Here is a 13,968-nt window from a genome sequence, read left to right as displayed (position 1 = left end):
GAAAGGAGGAAACATTATGGCAAGCCCAATTACTGAAATTCAAAAAGAAACGAAAACAGAGGAACAGCTGAAAGCTGAAAAACTGGAAGAACTGAAGACGCTTCTCGCAGAAAATGAAGAAGCCGTCGCGAAAACGATGTCCATTATGGCAGAGCTGAATGGCTTGGGCATTTTTGATGCCGCCGGCTATATGCTCCAGGCAAAAGAGGAGATTGCCAAAATCGCACTCGGACAGATTTCCCGGGAACCTGTCACCAATCTTCTGAATACGATGATGGCCGCGGGAGGCGCGCTGTCAAAAGCTGATCCCGAATTTATGGGCAGACTTTTAGAAAGCGCCATGGCCGGGACGGATCAGGCGCAAAGATTTTTAAAGGAGGACAGGAAAGTCAGTATGTTTGAACTGATGAAAGCCGTCGGTGATCCTGATATTAACCGCGCGCTCGGCTTCGGGCTTCAGTTTTTAAAAGGAATGGGAAAAGAATTACGCGAAACCCCGTCTGAATAAGAAATGAAAAAGCCATTGTCAAAAGACAATGGCTTTTTTTTATTCATCGGCCTCTTCCAGCCTCTTTTTATAAATAAGTGAACGGTCAACGCAGAAATAAGCGCCCGCTAAAAATGCACAATCCGTTACAAACATCAGCATTTTCTGGCCCGCAGTCAGCCCTTGTCCGGGAAGAACCGCGCCGATATAAATGAAGGTGCTGACTGCAAGCAGAATAAATGCGTAATGCTTAAAATCTTCTATTAATGATTTCAGTCTTTTCTTCTCCATATAAGGTCACCTGCCAGTTTTATAGTCTACCAACATTATAATACAAGCTGACAGCCGACAGAGAATGTAAATCTATCCATTCTTTATAAAAGGGAATCAAGCGCCTGTTTCACATCCGCCGTTAAATCCTCAGTATCCTCAATACCGACTGAGATCCGTACGAGCCCGTCGGTAATGCCAAGCGCAAGCCGGCGGTCGCGCGGGATCGAAGCGTGCGTCATTCTGGACGGCACGGAGATTAAGCTTTCAACCGCTCCTAAGCTTTCAGCGATTGTAAACAGGTTCAATTTTTCTAAAAATGCGTCGACGCGTTCACTGCTGCCGATATCAAAGGAAATCATTCCGCCGAAACCGGAGCTTTGCGCTTTTGTCAGCTCATGGCCCGGATGTTTCGCTGATCCCGGATAGTAGAGCGTCTGAACGGCATCATGCGCTTCAAGCAGCTCGGCGATTTTCCCGGCGCTGTGATTGATGGCATCCATTCTGAGTCCGAGTGTTTTAATGCCTCTCATTAAAAGCCATGAATCCTGCGGTCCTAAAACGCCGCCCGTTGAGTTTTGCACGTAATGAAGCTTTTCACCGAGCTCTTTATCAGCCGTCACGACTAAGCCGCCGACGACATCACTGTGGCCGCCGAGATATTTTGTCGCGCTGTGCAGCACGATGTCCGCGCCAAAGCTGAGCGGTTGCTGGAAATACGGCGTGTAAAATGTATTATCGACGATAAGCAATACGCCCGCTTCTTTTGCGATGTCAGACATCAGTTTGAGGTCAGTCACTTTCAATAGCGGGTTTGTCGGTGTTTCGATATAAATGGCTTTCGTATTCGGGCGAATGGCCTTTTTGACTTTTTCTTCACTGCTCGTATCAACAAAGTCCGCTTCAATGCCGAAGCGGTTCAGCACACCTGTCATCACCCGGTAAGTGCCGCCGTATACATCATCCGTCAAAATAACATGATCGCCGCTGTCAAACAGCATCATGACGGCAGTAATCGCAGCCATGCCTGAGCCGAACGCATATCCCGCCGCGCCGCCTTCAAGCTCCGCAATTAAGCTTTCAAGCGCCGTCCGCGTCGGATTGGCCGTTCTTGAATATTCATAACCCGTGTGCTCGCCCGCTTTCGGCTGCCGGTACGTGCTTACTTGATAAATCGGTACGGAAACCGCTCCTGTTTTTTCATCTCCCGTAATTCCTCCGTGCACCATCAGCGTTTTTTTCTTCATCTTACTGACCTCCTTGAAAAATGTTTTTGCTTATATATCGATCGCTGCCGTCAGGGAAAATAGTGACGATATTTGATCCGGCGGGCGCTTTTTTCGCTTCTTCAAGCGCTGCATAAAGAGCCGCCCCTGAAGAGCTTCCGATTAAGAGGCCTTCTTTCTCGGCCGCTTCTCTGACAAGCGAAAACGCCGTATCGTCTTCCACTGTGTAAATGGCGTCAAAATGGTTCTCGTCCATATATTCCGGGATAAACTCCATGCCGATGCCTTCCGTTTTATGGGCATGCGGCTCTCCTCCGTTCAGGATCGAGCCTTCCGGTTCAACGATCACCGTTTTGACGGCAGGATTTTTCTCTTTTAAATAAGCTGCCGTACCGGCAAAGGTGCCGCCGGAACCCGCTCCTGCGACAAAGGTGTGGATATCCCCGCCGAGCGCGTTCCATATTTCGGGTCCAATCGTTTTATAGTAAGTCAATGGATTTACTCGGTTTTTAAATTGCAGAACGGCATAAGAATTATTAATCTCCCTCTCCAGTTCAAGCGCTTTTCGAATGGCTCCCTGCATACCTTCTTCTCTCGGCGTATGGACGATGTCCGCTCCGAGAGCTTTCATAATTTGCTGCTTTTCTCTGCTGAAATGCTCCGGGACGCAAAAAACGGCGCGAAGCTGATGATTTCTTGCGCACAGAGCGAGTCCGATCCCGGTGTTTCCGGCAGTCGCTTCGATGATAACGCCGCCCGGTTTCACCTTTCCCGTGCGTAGCGCATCTTCAATGAGCATTCCGCCCAGCCTGTCTTTAATGCTTCCGCCCGGATTCATCATCTCAAGTTTAGCATAAACCGCTGTTCCCTCCGGTATATCAAAATGCTTGAGACGGAGCAGCGGTGTATTTCCGATCAGTTCTGTAATATCTGTTATCACGTTCAATATATGTCCTCCTCCTGGAAAAGCGGAGGAGAACGAGAATCCCCCGCTTAGTGAATTCGTTTGATGACATTCAGGACAAGCTCAGTTGAATGAACGGCAGCCTGTTCTAAAAATTTATCAAATGAAACGTCAGATTCTTTTCCGGCAATATCAGATAAAGCTCTGATGACAACAAAAGGCGTTTTGAACTGGTGGCACACCTGTGCGACAGCCGCAGCTTCCATTTCAACCGCGTACAAATCCGCAAATTTGGCGCGTACGTCTTCAACCCGCTTCGGATCATTCATAAAAGAATCTCCCGTAGCGATTGTGCCTTTGGCGACTTGAATGCCGTTCAGTTCAGAAACCGCTTCCTCAGTAATACTGATCAGCTTTTCATCAGCTTTGTATGCTGCCGGAAGACCCGGCACCTGTCCGTATTCATAGTCAAACGCCGTCACATCCACGTCATGATGGCGGACATCTGTTGAGATGACGACGTCGCCTACATTCAATGTATGATGAAAACCGCCCGCTGAGCCTGTGTTAATCACATAATCAGGTTTGAAACGGTCAAGCAGAAGCGTCGTGCTGATCGCGGCGTTGACTTTTCCGATCCCCGATTTCAGCAAGATAACTTCGACGCCTTCATAGCTGCCCGTCGTAAACTCACAGTGAGCGATCATCTCTTGTTTTGCGTCTTTCAGTTTGCTTCTTAAAATCGTAACTTCCTCTTCCATTGCTCCGATGACTGCCAGTTTCATTTATACACAATCCCTTCGATTTACCGTTTAATCGCCTCCATTATCCAGACAAAGTCATTTTGCTGCGTAAACCGCGCGGCAAATCCCTCTTCTGAAAAGATGTTTTTCATTGTCCCGAGTGTCGGATAATGTTCCGTCTTTAAATCGTCCGCTAATTGATGATAGCCGTTTCGGATTGCTTTTTTAATTGTTTCATCATAAGCTTCATGATCTTTAAAGACGGTATCGGCAAACACTATTTTATCATGCTTCTGAAGGATTGTGCCATATTGCTTTACAGCCGCTTGCTTTTCTTCATCTGTTAAATGATGAAAGGCGTACGAGCTGACGATGGTATCTATTTGAAAAGGCGGAGCGGGAAACTCCAGAAAATCTCCGTCACTGAACACGGCTTTGTCAGAAAGCTTGTCAGCCGCCAGTTTTCTCATTGACGGAGACGGTTCTACACCAAACACCTTTTTGTTCGCGGCGGCTAATTTCGCCGTTAAATTCCCTGTGCCCGGTCCGAACTCTAAAACGTTTGAACCTGAAAGTGCGACGATGCTGTCAAGAATATTGTCATACCCTTTAAAAACATCAGCATATTGTTTGTCTGCCCCGTGCACTGTGGCATCATAAGTCGCTGCCCAATCTTCAAATAATGGAATAAATTCACGGCCCATATTTTTCACTCTCCATAATTTATAATTCCTATGAGTATAGTATGGATTAATCGTGGAACAGTTCCTATCCTATCACAAAAAAGAATGGAAGGGTACTAAAATACTTTGGGATTATTGCGCAATTACGGCAGAAAGGCTTATACTTTCATTGACTCAGAAGAAAAATCAGGAGGATCTGTACTGATGAATTTTCAATTGGATTTAATCAAAGATAAAGTAGAATTTTTCGAAGCGGCATCTTTGCAGGAGCTTGAAAAGAAAATAAACGTTCAGATTGAAAACAACCAGGCGATTATGCTTCGCGTCCGTTCTGTATCCCATCAGGTGACGGCCGTTGACGGCAGAATCCTTTACAGCGCGTCGGTGCATTTTTCAGCTGACGTATGACAGAAAAAAGCAGCTGAATAATCAGCTGCTTTTTTGCGGTTATTTTAACGTTTCTACTTTTGTCGGCTTCCAGCCTTTTTTGTCTTTCCAAGTAATGGTGACCTGATACTTTTTGCCGTTCGTTTTGTCTAAAACTTTACCCTTCGCATCTTGCGGGCTTCCATTGTTTCCGAGCCACAGCACTGTCATGTGATCTTTTGACACGCCTGTTGCGTAAGAGATGGCGTCAAGCATTTCGGACCAGTCTTCAGAGCTTGAGTCATACGTCGCCGCATGTTCTCCCGTCTGCTTTGTGCCGACCGCTTTCCATTTTGGGTTAACAATTGTTTTCTCGACTTCGCTTGATGAGCCGCCCTCTGTTATTTTTGCGCCTTTAAAAGGATCGCTTGAATCAGAGTCTTTTTTGCTGCTGTCATCACTTTTCGATGAATCATCGTCTTTTTTGCTGTCAGAGTCTGAAGATGAATCAGATGTGTCCTTATCCTGTTTATCTTTTTTGTCATCGTCTGATGCCGTATCTTTTTTGCTGTCTTTTATGTCTTCATCCGATGTCTGCTTCGTCTTGCCTGATGCAGGTGTTTCCTGCTTCTGGCTCGTGTCCGCTTTTTCGCTCACGTCGCTCGACGGACTGTTGATGAAGAGGCTGACTGCAACGACGACAATAAGAATAGATACGATAGCAATTAAAATGTTAAGCACCATATTTGCTTTTCTGCGCTTATCACGGTTTTCAAAACGAGATTGTTTATTGCTCAATCATTCTGCACTCCTTTATCCCTCTTGCTCAGCATATATTTTAACATGGGCTGAGCGGTTGTTCTATGTCTGATTTGTTTCATTTTCATGTACCTTTTTAACAATATCATAAAACACTGTATTTGTCAGAGCCTTATCCCCCGGCGTGTCCATATGCAGCACCACGAGAGCGTATTTCGGCTTGTCCGCGGGAAAGTATCCCGCAAACCATTTGTGGTAAAGCGTCTGTTTTTCTTTTGTGAACATTCCCGTCTGGGCCGTTCCCGATTTGCCTGCTATCTCATACGGCAGATCCTGAAACCTTCGGCCGGTTCCTTTCGGTGAGGTGACGACTTCTCTGAGAATTTTTTGAAGCTGCTGCGCCGTATATTTGTCGATGTTTTCCCCTTTTAACGGCTGATCTTTGAATGACGCCATCGTCGTTTTGTTTTTGTATTCAATTTTGTCCGCGATTTTGACTTGTTTTTTTTCACCGCCGCGCGCGATCGCCGCCATCATATTGGCGACTTCAAGAGGCGTGACTTTCACGTTCTTTTGCCCGATCGCCGTCTGTGCGACGGCTTTTTTTACGGTTTTGTCTTTGTCATCTCCCCAAATGACCCCGCTTTTTTCATTATACAGCTGCCTGAATCCGTCTTCCCGGTACAGCTTGCCTTCCCAGCCCGCCCGCTGTGTGAGACCTAGTTTTTCCGCCATGTTTTCAATAACGGAATCATCTTTTTTGATCAATTTTTCCGCAAGACTTGTAAACGTATAATTGCAGCTTTGGGCAAAGCTTTCTCCAAAACTGAGCGTGCCTTTGTCATCCCCCGGCTCTCCGTACAGGTTGAGATTGCAGTTAAAGGATGTGCCCGGCTTCACTTCGTTTTGTTCTATTGCGGCTGCGGCGATCACCGTTTTAAACACTGATCCCGGATAAATCGGCGTCAGCATGTAATTTTGCAGTGTCTGCTGCTTTGACATGTCAGCGTCAGGCTTTGATACCATTCCGAGCACACTGCTTTTTTCAATGTCTAAAAGGACGGCTCCCCCCTTTTTTAACCCGCGGTCTTTCAATACATCTTCCATTGCTTTTTGAATATTGCGGTCGATGGAGGTTTTGACTTGCAGCGGATAAAACGCGTTTGCTTCAGCCGTATATTTGACGTCCATTCCGAATAAAGGGTTTCCCCTTCCGTCGACATGATACAAAAGTTTTGTGTCCTGATCCGCCAGTAAAAACTCATCAAACGTCCGCTCCATCCCGCTTGTCCCGATTTTTGCCGTGATCGGCAGTTCCTTCCTGCCGGGGTATTTCTTTTTCAAAAGCTCAGGGTCCTGGTTTGTCGCGCCCAACAGATGAGCGGCTATGTTTGTTTCTTTGCTGTCTTTCATATATACGCCGTAAATGCCGGGATATTTCAAAGAATTGATATTTGCCACGGATTGTTTCGTCAAATGTTTTATTTTTCTGCTGTTCAGGATCACCGGTTTTTTTGCTTCCGTGAGCAGCTGCCTGAGCTCCCCCTGTTTCATTCCGAGAATGTCTGATACCCGGTCAACCGGCCAATCCTGCGTCACGAGAAAGGGAAACAGTATGACGGCAGGCTGCTTTTTTCCGGTCAGCTCTTTGCCGTTCCGATCAAGAAAAGAGCCGCGTCCGTCTGAAATAAGGACTTCTTCCGTCCGCTGCTTGACGCTTTCCTGAATCAGATTAATATTGGATTTTGAAAAAGATTCTGTAAAAAACAGCTGAATTTCAGCCAGCCTAGCAAGCAGAAAGAAAAACACGAGCAGAAAACAAATCACGGCCGTTTTCAGCCTTTTTGATACGATCATAAAAAACACCTCATCCACATTTTGGACGAGGTGTTTCATTGTTAAACGGATCTTATGAAATTTTCACAATTTTCACGAGCATTTCTCCGCCCGGCGTCTGAACTGTCACTTCTTCGTCCACTTTTCTGCCGAGCAGGCTTTTTGCGATTGGCGAGTCGTTTGAGATTTTTCCTTCAAACGGATCAGCTTCAGCGCTTCCGACAATCGTGTAAGATTCTTCTTCACCGTCGGGCAATTCGATGAATGATACGGTTTTTCCCAAACCGACTACATTTGAACCGCCGTCATCCTCGATGATTTTCGCATTGCGGATCATGTTTTCAAGCGTCGTGATGCGCCCTTCCACAAATGCCTGTTCTTCTTTTGCGGAATCATACTCAGAGTTCTCTGACAGATCTCCGAAGCTTCTTGCGATTTTAATGCGTTCTACTACTTCTTTACGTTTAACCGTTTTCAATTGCTCTAATTCTTGTTCAAGTTTTTGTTTTCCTTCGTGAGTCATCGGAAAAACTTTTTCTTGTGCCATGTTCCTTCACTCCTTGGTGGTTGTCCCTCAACAATAACGTGTGATTATGTATGAGAGCATAAACGAAAAAATCAAGAATGAGAACACAGGGCAGTCCTCGTTCTTCTCTCCCATATAGGTACTGTTTATCTTAAACTGAATGTGTGTTTTCTGCAAATGTTTCGGTTTATAAACAGGGAAAGAAGGGAACTGTCTCATTCCCTTCCAGCCTATACATAATATGGTCTGAGTTATTTATGTCTATGCTATGGTATTACAAAATTGCATTTTGTTCAAGGATCGTTTGAATCTTCGTGACCATCAGATCAATTGCGACGTGGTTTTGTCCGCCTTCCGGAATAATGATGTCCGCGTAGCGTTTCGTCGGTTCAACAAACTGATTGTGCATCGGTCTGACGACGGACACATACTGCTCAATGACAGAATCGATTGAACGGCCTCTTTCGTTAATATCTCTCATAATCCGTCTGATGATACGGAGATCCGCGTCCGTGTCGACATAAAGTTTCATATCCATGAGGTCGCGAAGTCTTTTATCTTCGAGGACGAGAATGCCTTCCAGAATAATGACATCCTTCGGCTCAACCGGAATGGTTTCCTCAGAACGCGTATGCAGTTTATAATCATAAATCGGCTTTTCTATCGGCCGGTAATTCAAAAGCTCTTGAATATGCTCGATTAAATAGTCATTATCAAATGCGAGCGGGTGATCATAGTTTGTGTTCAGCCTTTCTTCAAACGGAAGATGGCTTTGGTCTTTATAATAAAGGTCTTGCTGGATCATTAAAATCGAGTGTCCTTTAAACTGTTCATAGATGGAACGGGTGACGCTTGTTTTTCCTGATCCGGACCCTCCTGCGATGCCTATAACTACAGGACTCTTACCCATTGGTGATTACTTCCCCTTTCTCATCATGTTGCTCGGATAAATCTTTTTGTCTACTTTAAATGTAACGATTTGCAGGGGATGGCGGGCAGCATCAAGCTCGTTTCCGTCTTCGTCCCAAATAGTGCCGATTGTGAATGTGAAATTGTCGATTTCAGGACCGAAAAATTCCACTTCGTCACCTTGTTTAAAGAAATTGCGCTGCTGGAGCGTCACCATTTGAGTTTCCTCGTTATACGCGAGCACGAGACCGGCAAAATCAAATGTTGTTTTCTTTCCGTGTTCGCCGAACATCTGCTCTTCATACCCGGGCGTGCCTTCAAAGAAAGCAGGCGCGGTATCCCGGTTTGCACATTTGTCCAGCTCATCCAGCCATTCTTTTTGAATGACAAAGTTTTCAGGATCAGCGCAGTATGCGTCGATGACTTTGCGATACACGCTGACAACCGTCGCAACGTAATGAATCGATTTCATCCGGCCTTCAATTTTCAGGCTGTCGATACCCATCTCGATCATTTGCGGAATGGATTCAATCAATTTTAAATCTTTCGGGCTCATCGCAAACGGAGCGTCTTCTTCGTCATAGAGCGCGACCGCGTTTGCACCGTCTGTCTGATACAGGTCATAATCCCAGCGGCAGGACTGACAGCAGCCGCCGCGGTTGGAATCCCGGGCTGTCATGTGATTGCTCAGCACGCATCGTCCTGAATAAGCGATACACATAGCGCCGTGGATAAAGGTTTCGATTTCAATATCCACCTTTTCCTTCATTTCTTTAATTTCCAGTCCGCTCGTTTCACGGGCAAGCACCACGCGGTCAAGCCCTTCTTCTTTCCAGAACTGCACCGCTTTCCAGTTGGAAAGGGACTGCTGTGTGCTGAGGTGAATTTCTACGTCTGGGGCCACTCTCCGGCATGTTTCAATAATCAGCGGATCAGCGACGATAATTCCGGCAACTTTTGCGTCTCCCAACGCTTTTAAGTATTCTTCCAGACCGTCCATATTTTCATTATGGGCGAAAATGTTTGTTGTCACATATATTTTTGCCCCGTATTTTTTGGCAAATTCTACGCCCTCTGCGATTTCTTCTATTGAGAAGTTATCCGCATTTGAGCGGAGTCCGTATTCCTGTCCTCCGATAAAAACCGCGTCCGCTCCGTAATGAACAGCAATTTTTAATTTTTCAAGGTTTCCTGCCGGAGCAAGGAGTTCAGGTTTTTTCGTAATGACGCGTTTTCCGTTTACGACTTTGGAAATGGTTTGATTTACGGCTGTCATCCGTTGCACCCTCCTTTTTAATAGACCGTTTCTTTAAAGAAGAATCCTGTGTCGATGCTTCTGTTCACAGGCTGAATGCTTTCAATCCGCTCTATCCAGCTCTCTTTTTTCTCTTCGTATGTCTCTCGGCTTTCGAAGCACAGATCGATTGCTTCTCTGTACATGCGGGTCACTTCAGTTAAGTATTCAGGAGACTTCAAAACTCCGTCGATTTTGAAAGAATCGATGCCGGCGTCCATCAGGTCCTCTAATTCATCAATCATGCACACATCGTTCGGGCTCATGATGTGCGTGCCGTTTTCATCTTCAAAAATCGGGTATTTATTGCCCCGTTCCTTGTCATGCAGAAACATTCCCGCTTCTTTTTTCTTCTGTTCGATGTCCATGACTTTTCCCTGGTATTCGAAGTAATGGCCCACTAGTGAACGCTTCGATTGGAACATGCACGTCATGCCGTGGATTTGAATTTCAATTTCCACTTCGGCGTTCTCTTTTATGTCAATGATGCTGTCCATATTTAATTCCTTAGCCAGCACTGCCCGCCGTGCGCCTTTGCGTCCCCAGTAATTGCAGGAATAGTAGTTGGTACCCGTTGTTTCCGTGCTCCAGTGCAGTTTGAGATCGGGAGCCGCTTCACGCGCCGCCATTAAAACGGCCGGATCACCGAAAACAGCCGCATCAACGCCGGCCTCCTGCAAAAAGGCAAGATAGCCGTTCAGCTCGTCCACTTTTTCGTTGTGAAAAATAGCATTGACGGCGGCGTACACTTTCGCGCCTTCCTGATGAGCTGTCTTTACGGCTTCTTTTATATCTTCTCTTGAAAATTCACCGGCCAGTCTCAGGCCGTATCTCTGTTCTCCGACTAACAGGGCCGTTGCGCCCGCTTGAATGAGCGGAAGAATATCCTGTACAGAAGTCGGAGTCACCAAAAGTTCAGGTTTTTTCATGATCATTCACCTCTTCTTTTTACTGATGGCGATGCCGTCTCCGACCGGCAGTATGACCGTTTGATAGTCAGGCCGGTTCATCAGCCATTGGTTATATTGATCAATTTTTTCAACAAGCTTCCGTCTTCTTTTCGGCTCAATGTCCGAGTGATTTTGTGCCACCAGTCCTTTAAACAGAACATTGTCCGTAAAAATGACTCCATCCGGCGCAAGCATCGGTTCATAGAGCTCAAAAAAGTTCGTGTACTGGCCTTTGGCCGCGTCGATAAAAATGGCATCATAAGGAGCCGTGACACGGACAGACTCAGAAAGTTCCAGCGCATCCCCGTGCATTACGTGAATCCGTTTTTCCATTTCAAAGTCTTTTATATTGTTCACAGCTTCTTCATAGCGTTTGTCGTCCCGTTCAATCGTGTAAATATTCGCATCCGGAAGCTCAAGCGCCATCCGTATGGCGGAATATCCGATTGCCGCGCCGATTTCCAAAATGTTTTTCGCCTGTTGAATCGACAGCATTTGAAGCAGCACTTCAATACCCGCTTCTTCCATAATCGGAACATGGTGCTCTTTTGCATAGGCTTCAAGCTTTTTTACTTTATCAGGCCGAGGCTTCAGCATCGCGTTTATATACTCGTTTATTTGTTCATACCGATCATTCACGGCAAACAGCCTCCGTTCTAAAAAGGAGTGCCCCTGACGAATCCGCGGGGACACTCTCTTAAGACACTTCTTTATCCATAAGTAAACAACCCGATATATTTTATCATAAAACCTTTCAGAATGGAATAAAAGGAGAGCTTTTGCCCTCCTTTTATTCGCTGTCTTTTTTGGAAATATACTTTTCCTTCGCTTTATTATGGTCTTTTAATGTTTTGGTGAAAACGACCTCGCCGTTTGATTTTGCAAGGAAATAGAGATAATCCGTTTTGTCAGGGCGGAGAGCCGCTTCCCATGATGAATCGCCGGCATTTGCAATCGGTCCCGGCGGCAGCCCCTTATGTTTATACGTATTAAACGGAGAATCAATTTTCAGGTCTTTGTAGTAGACCCGGCTTTTATGCTTACCGGCCGCATATAATACCGTCGGGTCAGTCTGCAGCGGCATTTTTTCTGCAAGCCTGTTGTAAAAAACGCTGGCGATTTTGTGACGGTCGGCTTTGGCGGTGGCTTCTTCTTCAATAAGCGATGCCATCGTCAGCGCGTTATGGACGGAAAGTTTCTTTTTTTCCAGTTCAGATTTATACGTTTCGATACGGGTGTTTGTTTCCTGAACCATTGCCGTCAAAATCGTGTCAAGCGATGCATCCGGATCATTAAACGGATATGTGGCCGGATACAGATAGCCTTCGAGCGGATGCTTGAGCTTCTTGTTTGAAAGTGCGTCCGTTATTGTATCAGGAAACTGTTTTTTCAGTTTGCCGATGAATGTTTTGTCATCCAGTTTCGCCATAATCTCTTCTTTTGAATATGATGTTTCTTTTGCGATCGCATCCGCAATCTGTGTAAGCTGTTTTCCTTCAGGAACGGAGATCTGAAAGGCATATCCCGTTGATCCCGCGGTCAGTTTTTTGATAATCGCATCCGCATCCATTCCTTTATTCAGGTGGTAAAATCCCGCCTGAAACCCGGAAGTGCCTTTATACTTCACATACAGCTGAAATGCTTTTTTGCTTTTGATGACATGCTGATCCTCAAGAATTTCAGCGATTGCCGAAACGGAAGAACCGCTAGGAATATTAATATTGACTGCCGTTTTGCTGCCTTTGTCAACCGGAGACAGCAGAGATTTTCCATAGAAAAAAGCACCGCAAATGATGATAAGCAGAGCAATCACGGAGGACAGTATTATCGTTGTTTTTTTGTTTTTACGCGGAAATGAATTTTTAGTCTGATTGATATTCATACAAGTATTTTCCTCCCAACAGCTCTTATACTACATGATTCATGTGCATTCGGCAATTTATTACAAAAAAAAGCCGAAGCACATATGCGCTCCGGCTTTTTCTGTTCATTTTATTCTTCGTCTTCTTCCGCTAAAAACGTGTTCAGCGTTTCTTCGATCATTTCCCACTCTTCATCAGTTTCAATCGGCATCAGTTCGCCGTCTTCACCGTTTTCGTTCGGTTCGAAGCTTGAAGCGTGAATTTCGATTTCATCATCGTCTTGAGCATCAATCGGATAATAAAGTACGTAAGATTTGTTGAATGTGTCGTTTTCAAATGTGAACAGCACTTCGCAAAGCTGTTCGTTGCCTTGATCATCGACAATTGTAATGTGTTTTTCGCCGTGTTCCATTTCTTTCACCTCTTAGTTTAAACTGTCCAGATATCCTTGAAGGATCATGACAGCCGCCATTTTATCAATGACTTTTTTTCGTTTTTGCCTGCTGACGTCAGCCGCGATCAGCATTTTTTCAGCCGCCATCGTCGTCAGACGCTCGTCCCACAGCACAACAGGGACATTGTACGCTGTTTCAAGCAGTTTCGCAAATGTTTGGCTGGCTTCGCCTCTCGGACCGATCGTCCCGTTCATGTTTTTCGGAAAACCGAGCACGATCTTCTCTACATTATAGTCTTTCATCAGCTCGGATAAACGGTCCAGACCGTAATCTCCTTCAGCCTCGTTTATTTTTATCGTCTCAATGCCTTGAGCGGTCCAGCCCATTTCATCGCTTAAAGCTACGCCGAGTGTTTTCGTACCAAGATCAAGTCCCAATATTCTCATGAATGTATTTACGCCTCTTTATGCTGTTCTAGATAGGATTTTACCAATTCCTCGATTAATTCGTCACGTTCCAGTTTGCGAATTAAGTTCCGGGCGTCGCGATGCCTAGGAATGTATGCAGGATCTCCAGACAGCAAGTATCCGACAATCTGGTTGATAGGATTGTACCCCTTTTCCTGAAGCGCATCATATACCGTATTCAGCACTTCTTCGACGTTTGTTTCAGCAGAATCATCGGAGAAATTAAATTTCATCGTTTTATCAAACGAGCTCACCGTTTTGCACCTCTTTCCCAAATTCGCAGGCAAAGTT

General features: G+C 45.5%; 18 protein-coding genes. 2 read left to right on the top strand and 16 right to left on the bottom strand.

The window, feature by feature from the left end; translation table 11 throughout:
- Nucleotides 1–16 precede the first annotated feature (16 nt).
- The gene (locus ACWJJ5_RS11925; RefSeq protein WP_003152780.1) at nt 17–508 is read left to right on the top strand and encodes a DUF1641 domain-containing protein; all 492 of its coding nucleotides are present in this window, start codon (nt 17–19) and stop codon (nt 506–508) included.
- Nucleotides 509–547: 39 nt separating this feature from the next.
- On the opposite strand, the gene ACWJJ5_RS11920 is transcribed toward ACWJJ5_RS11925, so the two are convergent.
- From ACWJJ5_RS11920 to ACWJJ5_RS11900, 5 genes are all read right to left on the bottom strand, one after another.
- On the bottom strand, nt 548–778 hold the full coding sequence (locus tag ACWJJ5_RS11920; RefSeq protein WP_013353003.1) for a YrhC family protein: 231 nt from the start codon (nt 776–778) through the stop codon (nt 548–550).
- An 83-nt stretch (nt 779–861) separates the two neighbouring features.
- On the bottom strand, nt 862–2,004 hold the full coding sequence (locus ACWJJ5_RS11915) for a bifunctional cystathionine gamma-lyase/homocysteine desulfhydrase (RefSeq protein WP_003152778.1): 1,143 nt from the start codon (nt 2,002–2,004) through the stop codon (nt 862–864).
- A 1-nt stretch (nt 2,005) separates the two neighbouring features.
- Nucleotides 2,006–2,929: an O-acetylserine dependent cystathionine beta-synthase gene (locus ACWJJ5_RS11910; protein ID WP_454022427.1), complete on the bottom strand. Its 924-nt coding sequence runs from the start codon at nt 2,927–2,929 to the stop codon at nt 2,006–2,008.
- A 47-nt stretch (nt 2,930–2,976) separates the two neighbouring features.
- Nucleotides 2,977–3,672 carry a 5'-methylthioadenosine/S-adenosylhomocysteine nucleosidase gene (gene mtnN / locus ACWJJ5_RS11905; protein ID WP_003152774.1) on the bottom strand — a complete coding sequence of 232 codons (696 nt, stop codon included), beginning with the start codon at nt 3,670–3,672 and terminating at the stop codon, nt 2,977–2,979.
- A 20-nt stretch (nt 3,673–3,692) separates the two neighbouring features.
- Nucleotides 3,693–4,334: a class I SAM-dependent methyltransferase gene (locus ACWJJ5_RS11900; protein ID WP_003152772.1), complete on the bottom strand. Its 642-nt coding sequence runs from the start codon at nt 4,332–4,334 to the stop codon at nt 3,693–3,695.
- A 183-nt stretch (nt 4,335–4,517) separates the two neighbouring features.
- Here ACWJJ5_RS11900 and ACWJJ5_RS11895 point away from each other — a divergent pair, with 183 nt between their 5' ends.
- Entirely contained in the window at nt 4,518–4,721 is a 204-nt protein-coding gene (locus ACWJJ5_RS11895; protein ID WP_003152771.1) for a YrzA family protein, read from the top strand.
- A gap of 39 nt (nt 4,722–4,760) precedes the next feature.
- On the opposite strand, the gene ACWJJ5_RS11890 is transcribed toward ACWJJ5_RS11895, so the two are convergent.
- From ACWJJ5_RS11890 to ACWJJ5_RS11840, 11 genes are all read right to left on the bottom strand, one after another.
- Entirely contained in the window at nt 4,761–5,477 is a 717-nt protein-coding gene (locus tag ACWJJ5_RS11890; protein WP_070082151.1) for a YrrS family protein, read from the bottom strand.
- 63 nt (nt 5,478–5,540) lie between these two features.
- A complete protein-coding gene (locus ACWJJ5_RS11885) occupies nt 5,541–7,295 on the bottom strand; it encodes a peptidoglycan D,D-transpeptidase FtsI family protein (protein WP_014305484.1) in 1,755 nt (584 codons plus the stop codon).
- A 52-nt stretch (nt 7,296–7,347) separates the two neighbouring features.
- Nucleotides 7,348–7,821 (bottom strand): transcription elongation factor GreA, encoded by a 474-nt coding sequence (greA, locus tag ACWJJ5_RS11880; protein ID WP_003152766.1) that lies wholly within the window; start codon nt 7,819–7,821, stop codon nt 7,348–7,350.
- A 253-nt stretch (nt 7,822–8,074) separates the two neighbouring features.
- Nucleotides 8,075–8,710, bottom strand: coding sequence for a uridine kinase (gene udk / locus ACWJJ5_RS11875; RefSeq protein ID WP_003152763.1), 636 nt, complete (start codon nt 8,708–8,710; stop codon nt 8,075–8,077).
- Between the two features lie 6 nt (nt 8,711–8,716).
- Nucleotides 8,717–9,985 carry a peptidase U32 family protein gene (locus ACWJJ5_RS11870; RefSeq protein ID WP_003152759.1) on the bottom strand — a complete coding sequence of 423 codons (1,269 nt, stop codon included), beginning with the start codon at nt 9,983–9,985 and terminating at the stop codon, nt 8,717–8,719.
- 17 nt (nt 9,986–10,002) lie between these two features.
- On the bottom strand, nt 10,003–10,932 hold the full coding sequence (locus ACWJJ5_RS11865; RefSeq protein ID WP_003152757.1) for a peptidase U32 family protein: 930 nt from the start codon (nt 10,930–10,932) through the stop codon (nt 10,003–10,005).
- Nucleotides 10,933–10,938: 6 nt separating this feature from the next.
- Entirely contained in the window at nt 10,939–11,592 is a 654-nt protein-coding gene (locus tag ACWJJ5_RS11860) for an O-methyltransferase (protein ID WP_003152755.1), read from the bottom strand.
- A gap of 151 nt (nt 11,593–11,743) precedes the next feature.
- Nucleotides 11,744–12,835: an endolytic transglycosylase MltG gene (gene mltG, locus ACWJJ5_RS11855; protein ID WP_278071195.1), complete on the bottom strand. Its 1,092-nt coding sequence runs from the start codon at nt 12,833–12,835 to the stop codon at nt 11,744–11,746.
- Nucleotides 12,836–12,945: 110 nt separating this feature from the next.
- Complete coding sequence (locus ACWJJ5_RS11850) at nt 12,946–13,227, bottom strand: DUF1292 domain-containing protein (protein WP_003152751.1); 282 nt, start codon at nt 13,225–13,227, stop codon at nt 12,946–12,948.
- A 12-nt stretch (nt 13,228–13,239) separates the two neighbouring features.
- Nucleotides 13,240–13,656 carry a Holliday junction resolvase RuvX gene (ruvX, locus tag ACWJJ5_RS11845; RefSeq protein ID WP_003152750.1) on the bottom strand — a complete coding sequence of 139 codons (417 nt, stop codon included), beginning with the start codon at nt 13,654–13,656 and terminating at the stop codon, nt 13,240–13,242.
- Between the two features lie 8 nt (nt 13,657–13,664).
- Nucleotides 13,665–13,931, bottom strand: coding sequence for an IreB family regulatory phosphoprotein (locus ACWJJ5_RS11840; protein WP_012118070.1), 267 nt, complete (start codon nt 13,929–13,931; stop codon nt 13,665–13,667).
- Nucleotides 13,932–13,968: the final 37 nt, after the last annotated feature.

It is taken from the genome of Bacillus sp. JK74 (genome assembly GCF_053663395.1).
This window is presented reverse-complemented; position numbering and strand designations above follow the sequence as displayed.

Bases quoted from the DNA above. Each gene is read 5' to 3' on its own strand.
- ACWJJ5_RS11925 (WP_003152780.1), top strand. From the start codon at position 17: ATGGCAAGCCCAATTACTGAAATTCAAAAAGAAACGAAAACAGAGGAA.
- ACWJJ5_RS11920 (WP_013353003.1), bottom strand. From the start codon at position 778: ATGGAGAAGAAAAGACTGAAATCATTAATAGAAGATTTTAAGCATTAC.
- ACWJJ5_RS11915 (WP_003152778.1), bottom strand. From the start codon at position 2,004: ATGAAGAAAAAAACGCTGATGGTGCACGGAGGAATTACGGGAGATGAA.
- mtnN (WP_003152774.1), bottom strand. From the start codon at position 3,672: ATGAAACTGGCAGTCATCGGAGCAATGGAAGAGGAAGTTACGATTTTA.
- ACWJJ5_RS11900 (WP_003152772.1), bottom strand. From the start codon at position 4,334: ATGGGCCGTGAATTTATTCCATTATTTGAAGATTGGGCAGCGACTTAT.
- ACWJJ5_RS11895 (WP_003152771.1), top strand. From the start codon at position 4,518: ATGAATTTTCAATTGGATTTAATCAAAGATAAAGTAGAATTTTTCGAA.
- ACWJJ5_RS11885 (WP_014305484.1), bottom strand. From the start codon at position 7,295: ATGATCGTATCAAAAAGGCTGAAAACGGCCGTGATTTGTTTTCTGCTC.
- greA (WP_003152766.1), bottom strand. From the start codon at position 7,821: ATGGCACAAGAAAAAGTTTTTCCGATGACTCACGAAGGAAAACAAAAA.
- udk (WP_003152763.1), bottom strand. From the start codon at position 8,710: ATGGGTAAGAGTCCTGTAGTTATAGGCATCGCAGGAGGGTCCGGATCA.
- ACWJJ5_RS11870 (WP_003152759.1), bottom strand. From the start codon at position 9,985: ATGACAGCCGTAAATCAAACCATTTCCAAAGTCGTAAACGGAAAACGC.
- ACWJJ5_RS11865 (WP_003152757.1), bottom strand. From the start codon at position 10,932: ATGAAAAAACCTGAACTTTTGGTGACTCCGACTTCTGTACAGGATATT.
- mltG (WP_278071195.1), bottom strand. From the start codon at position 12,835: ATGAATATCAATCAGACTAAAAATTCATTTCCGCGTAAAAACAAAAAA.
- ACWJJ5_RS11850 (WP_003152751.1), bottom strand. From the start codon at position 13,227: ATGGAACACGGCGAAAAACACATTACAATTGTCGATGATCAAGGCAAC.
- ruvX (WP_003152750.1), bottom strand. From the start codon at position 13,656: ATGAGAATATTGGGACTTGATCTTGGTACGAAAACACTCGGCGTAGCT.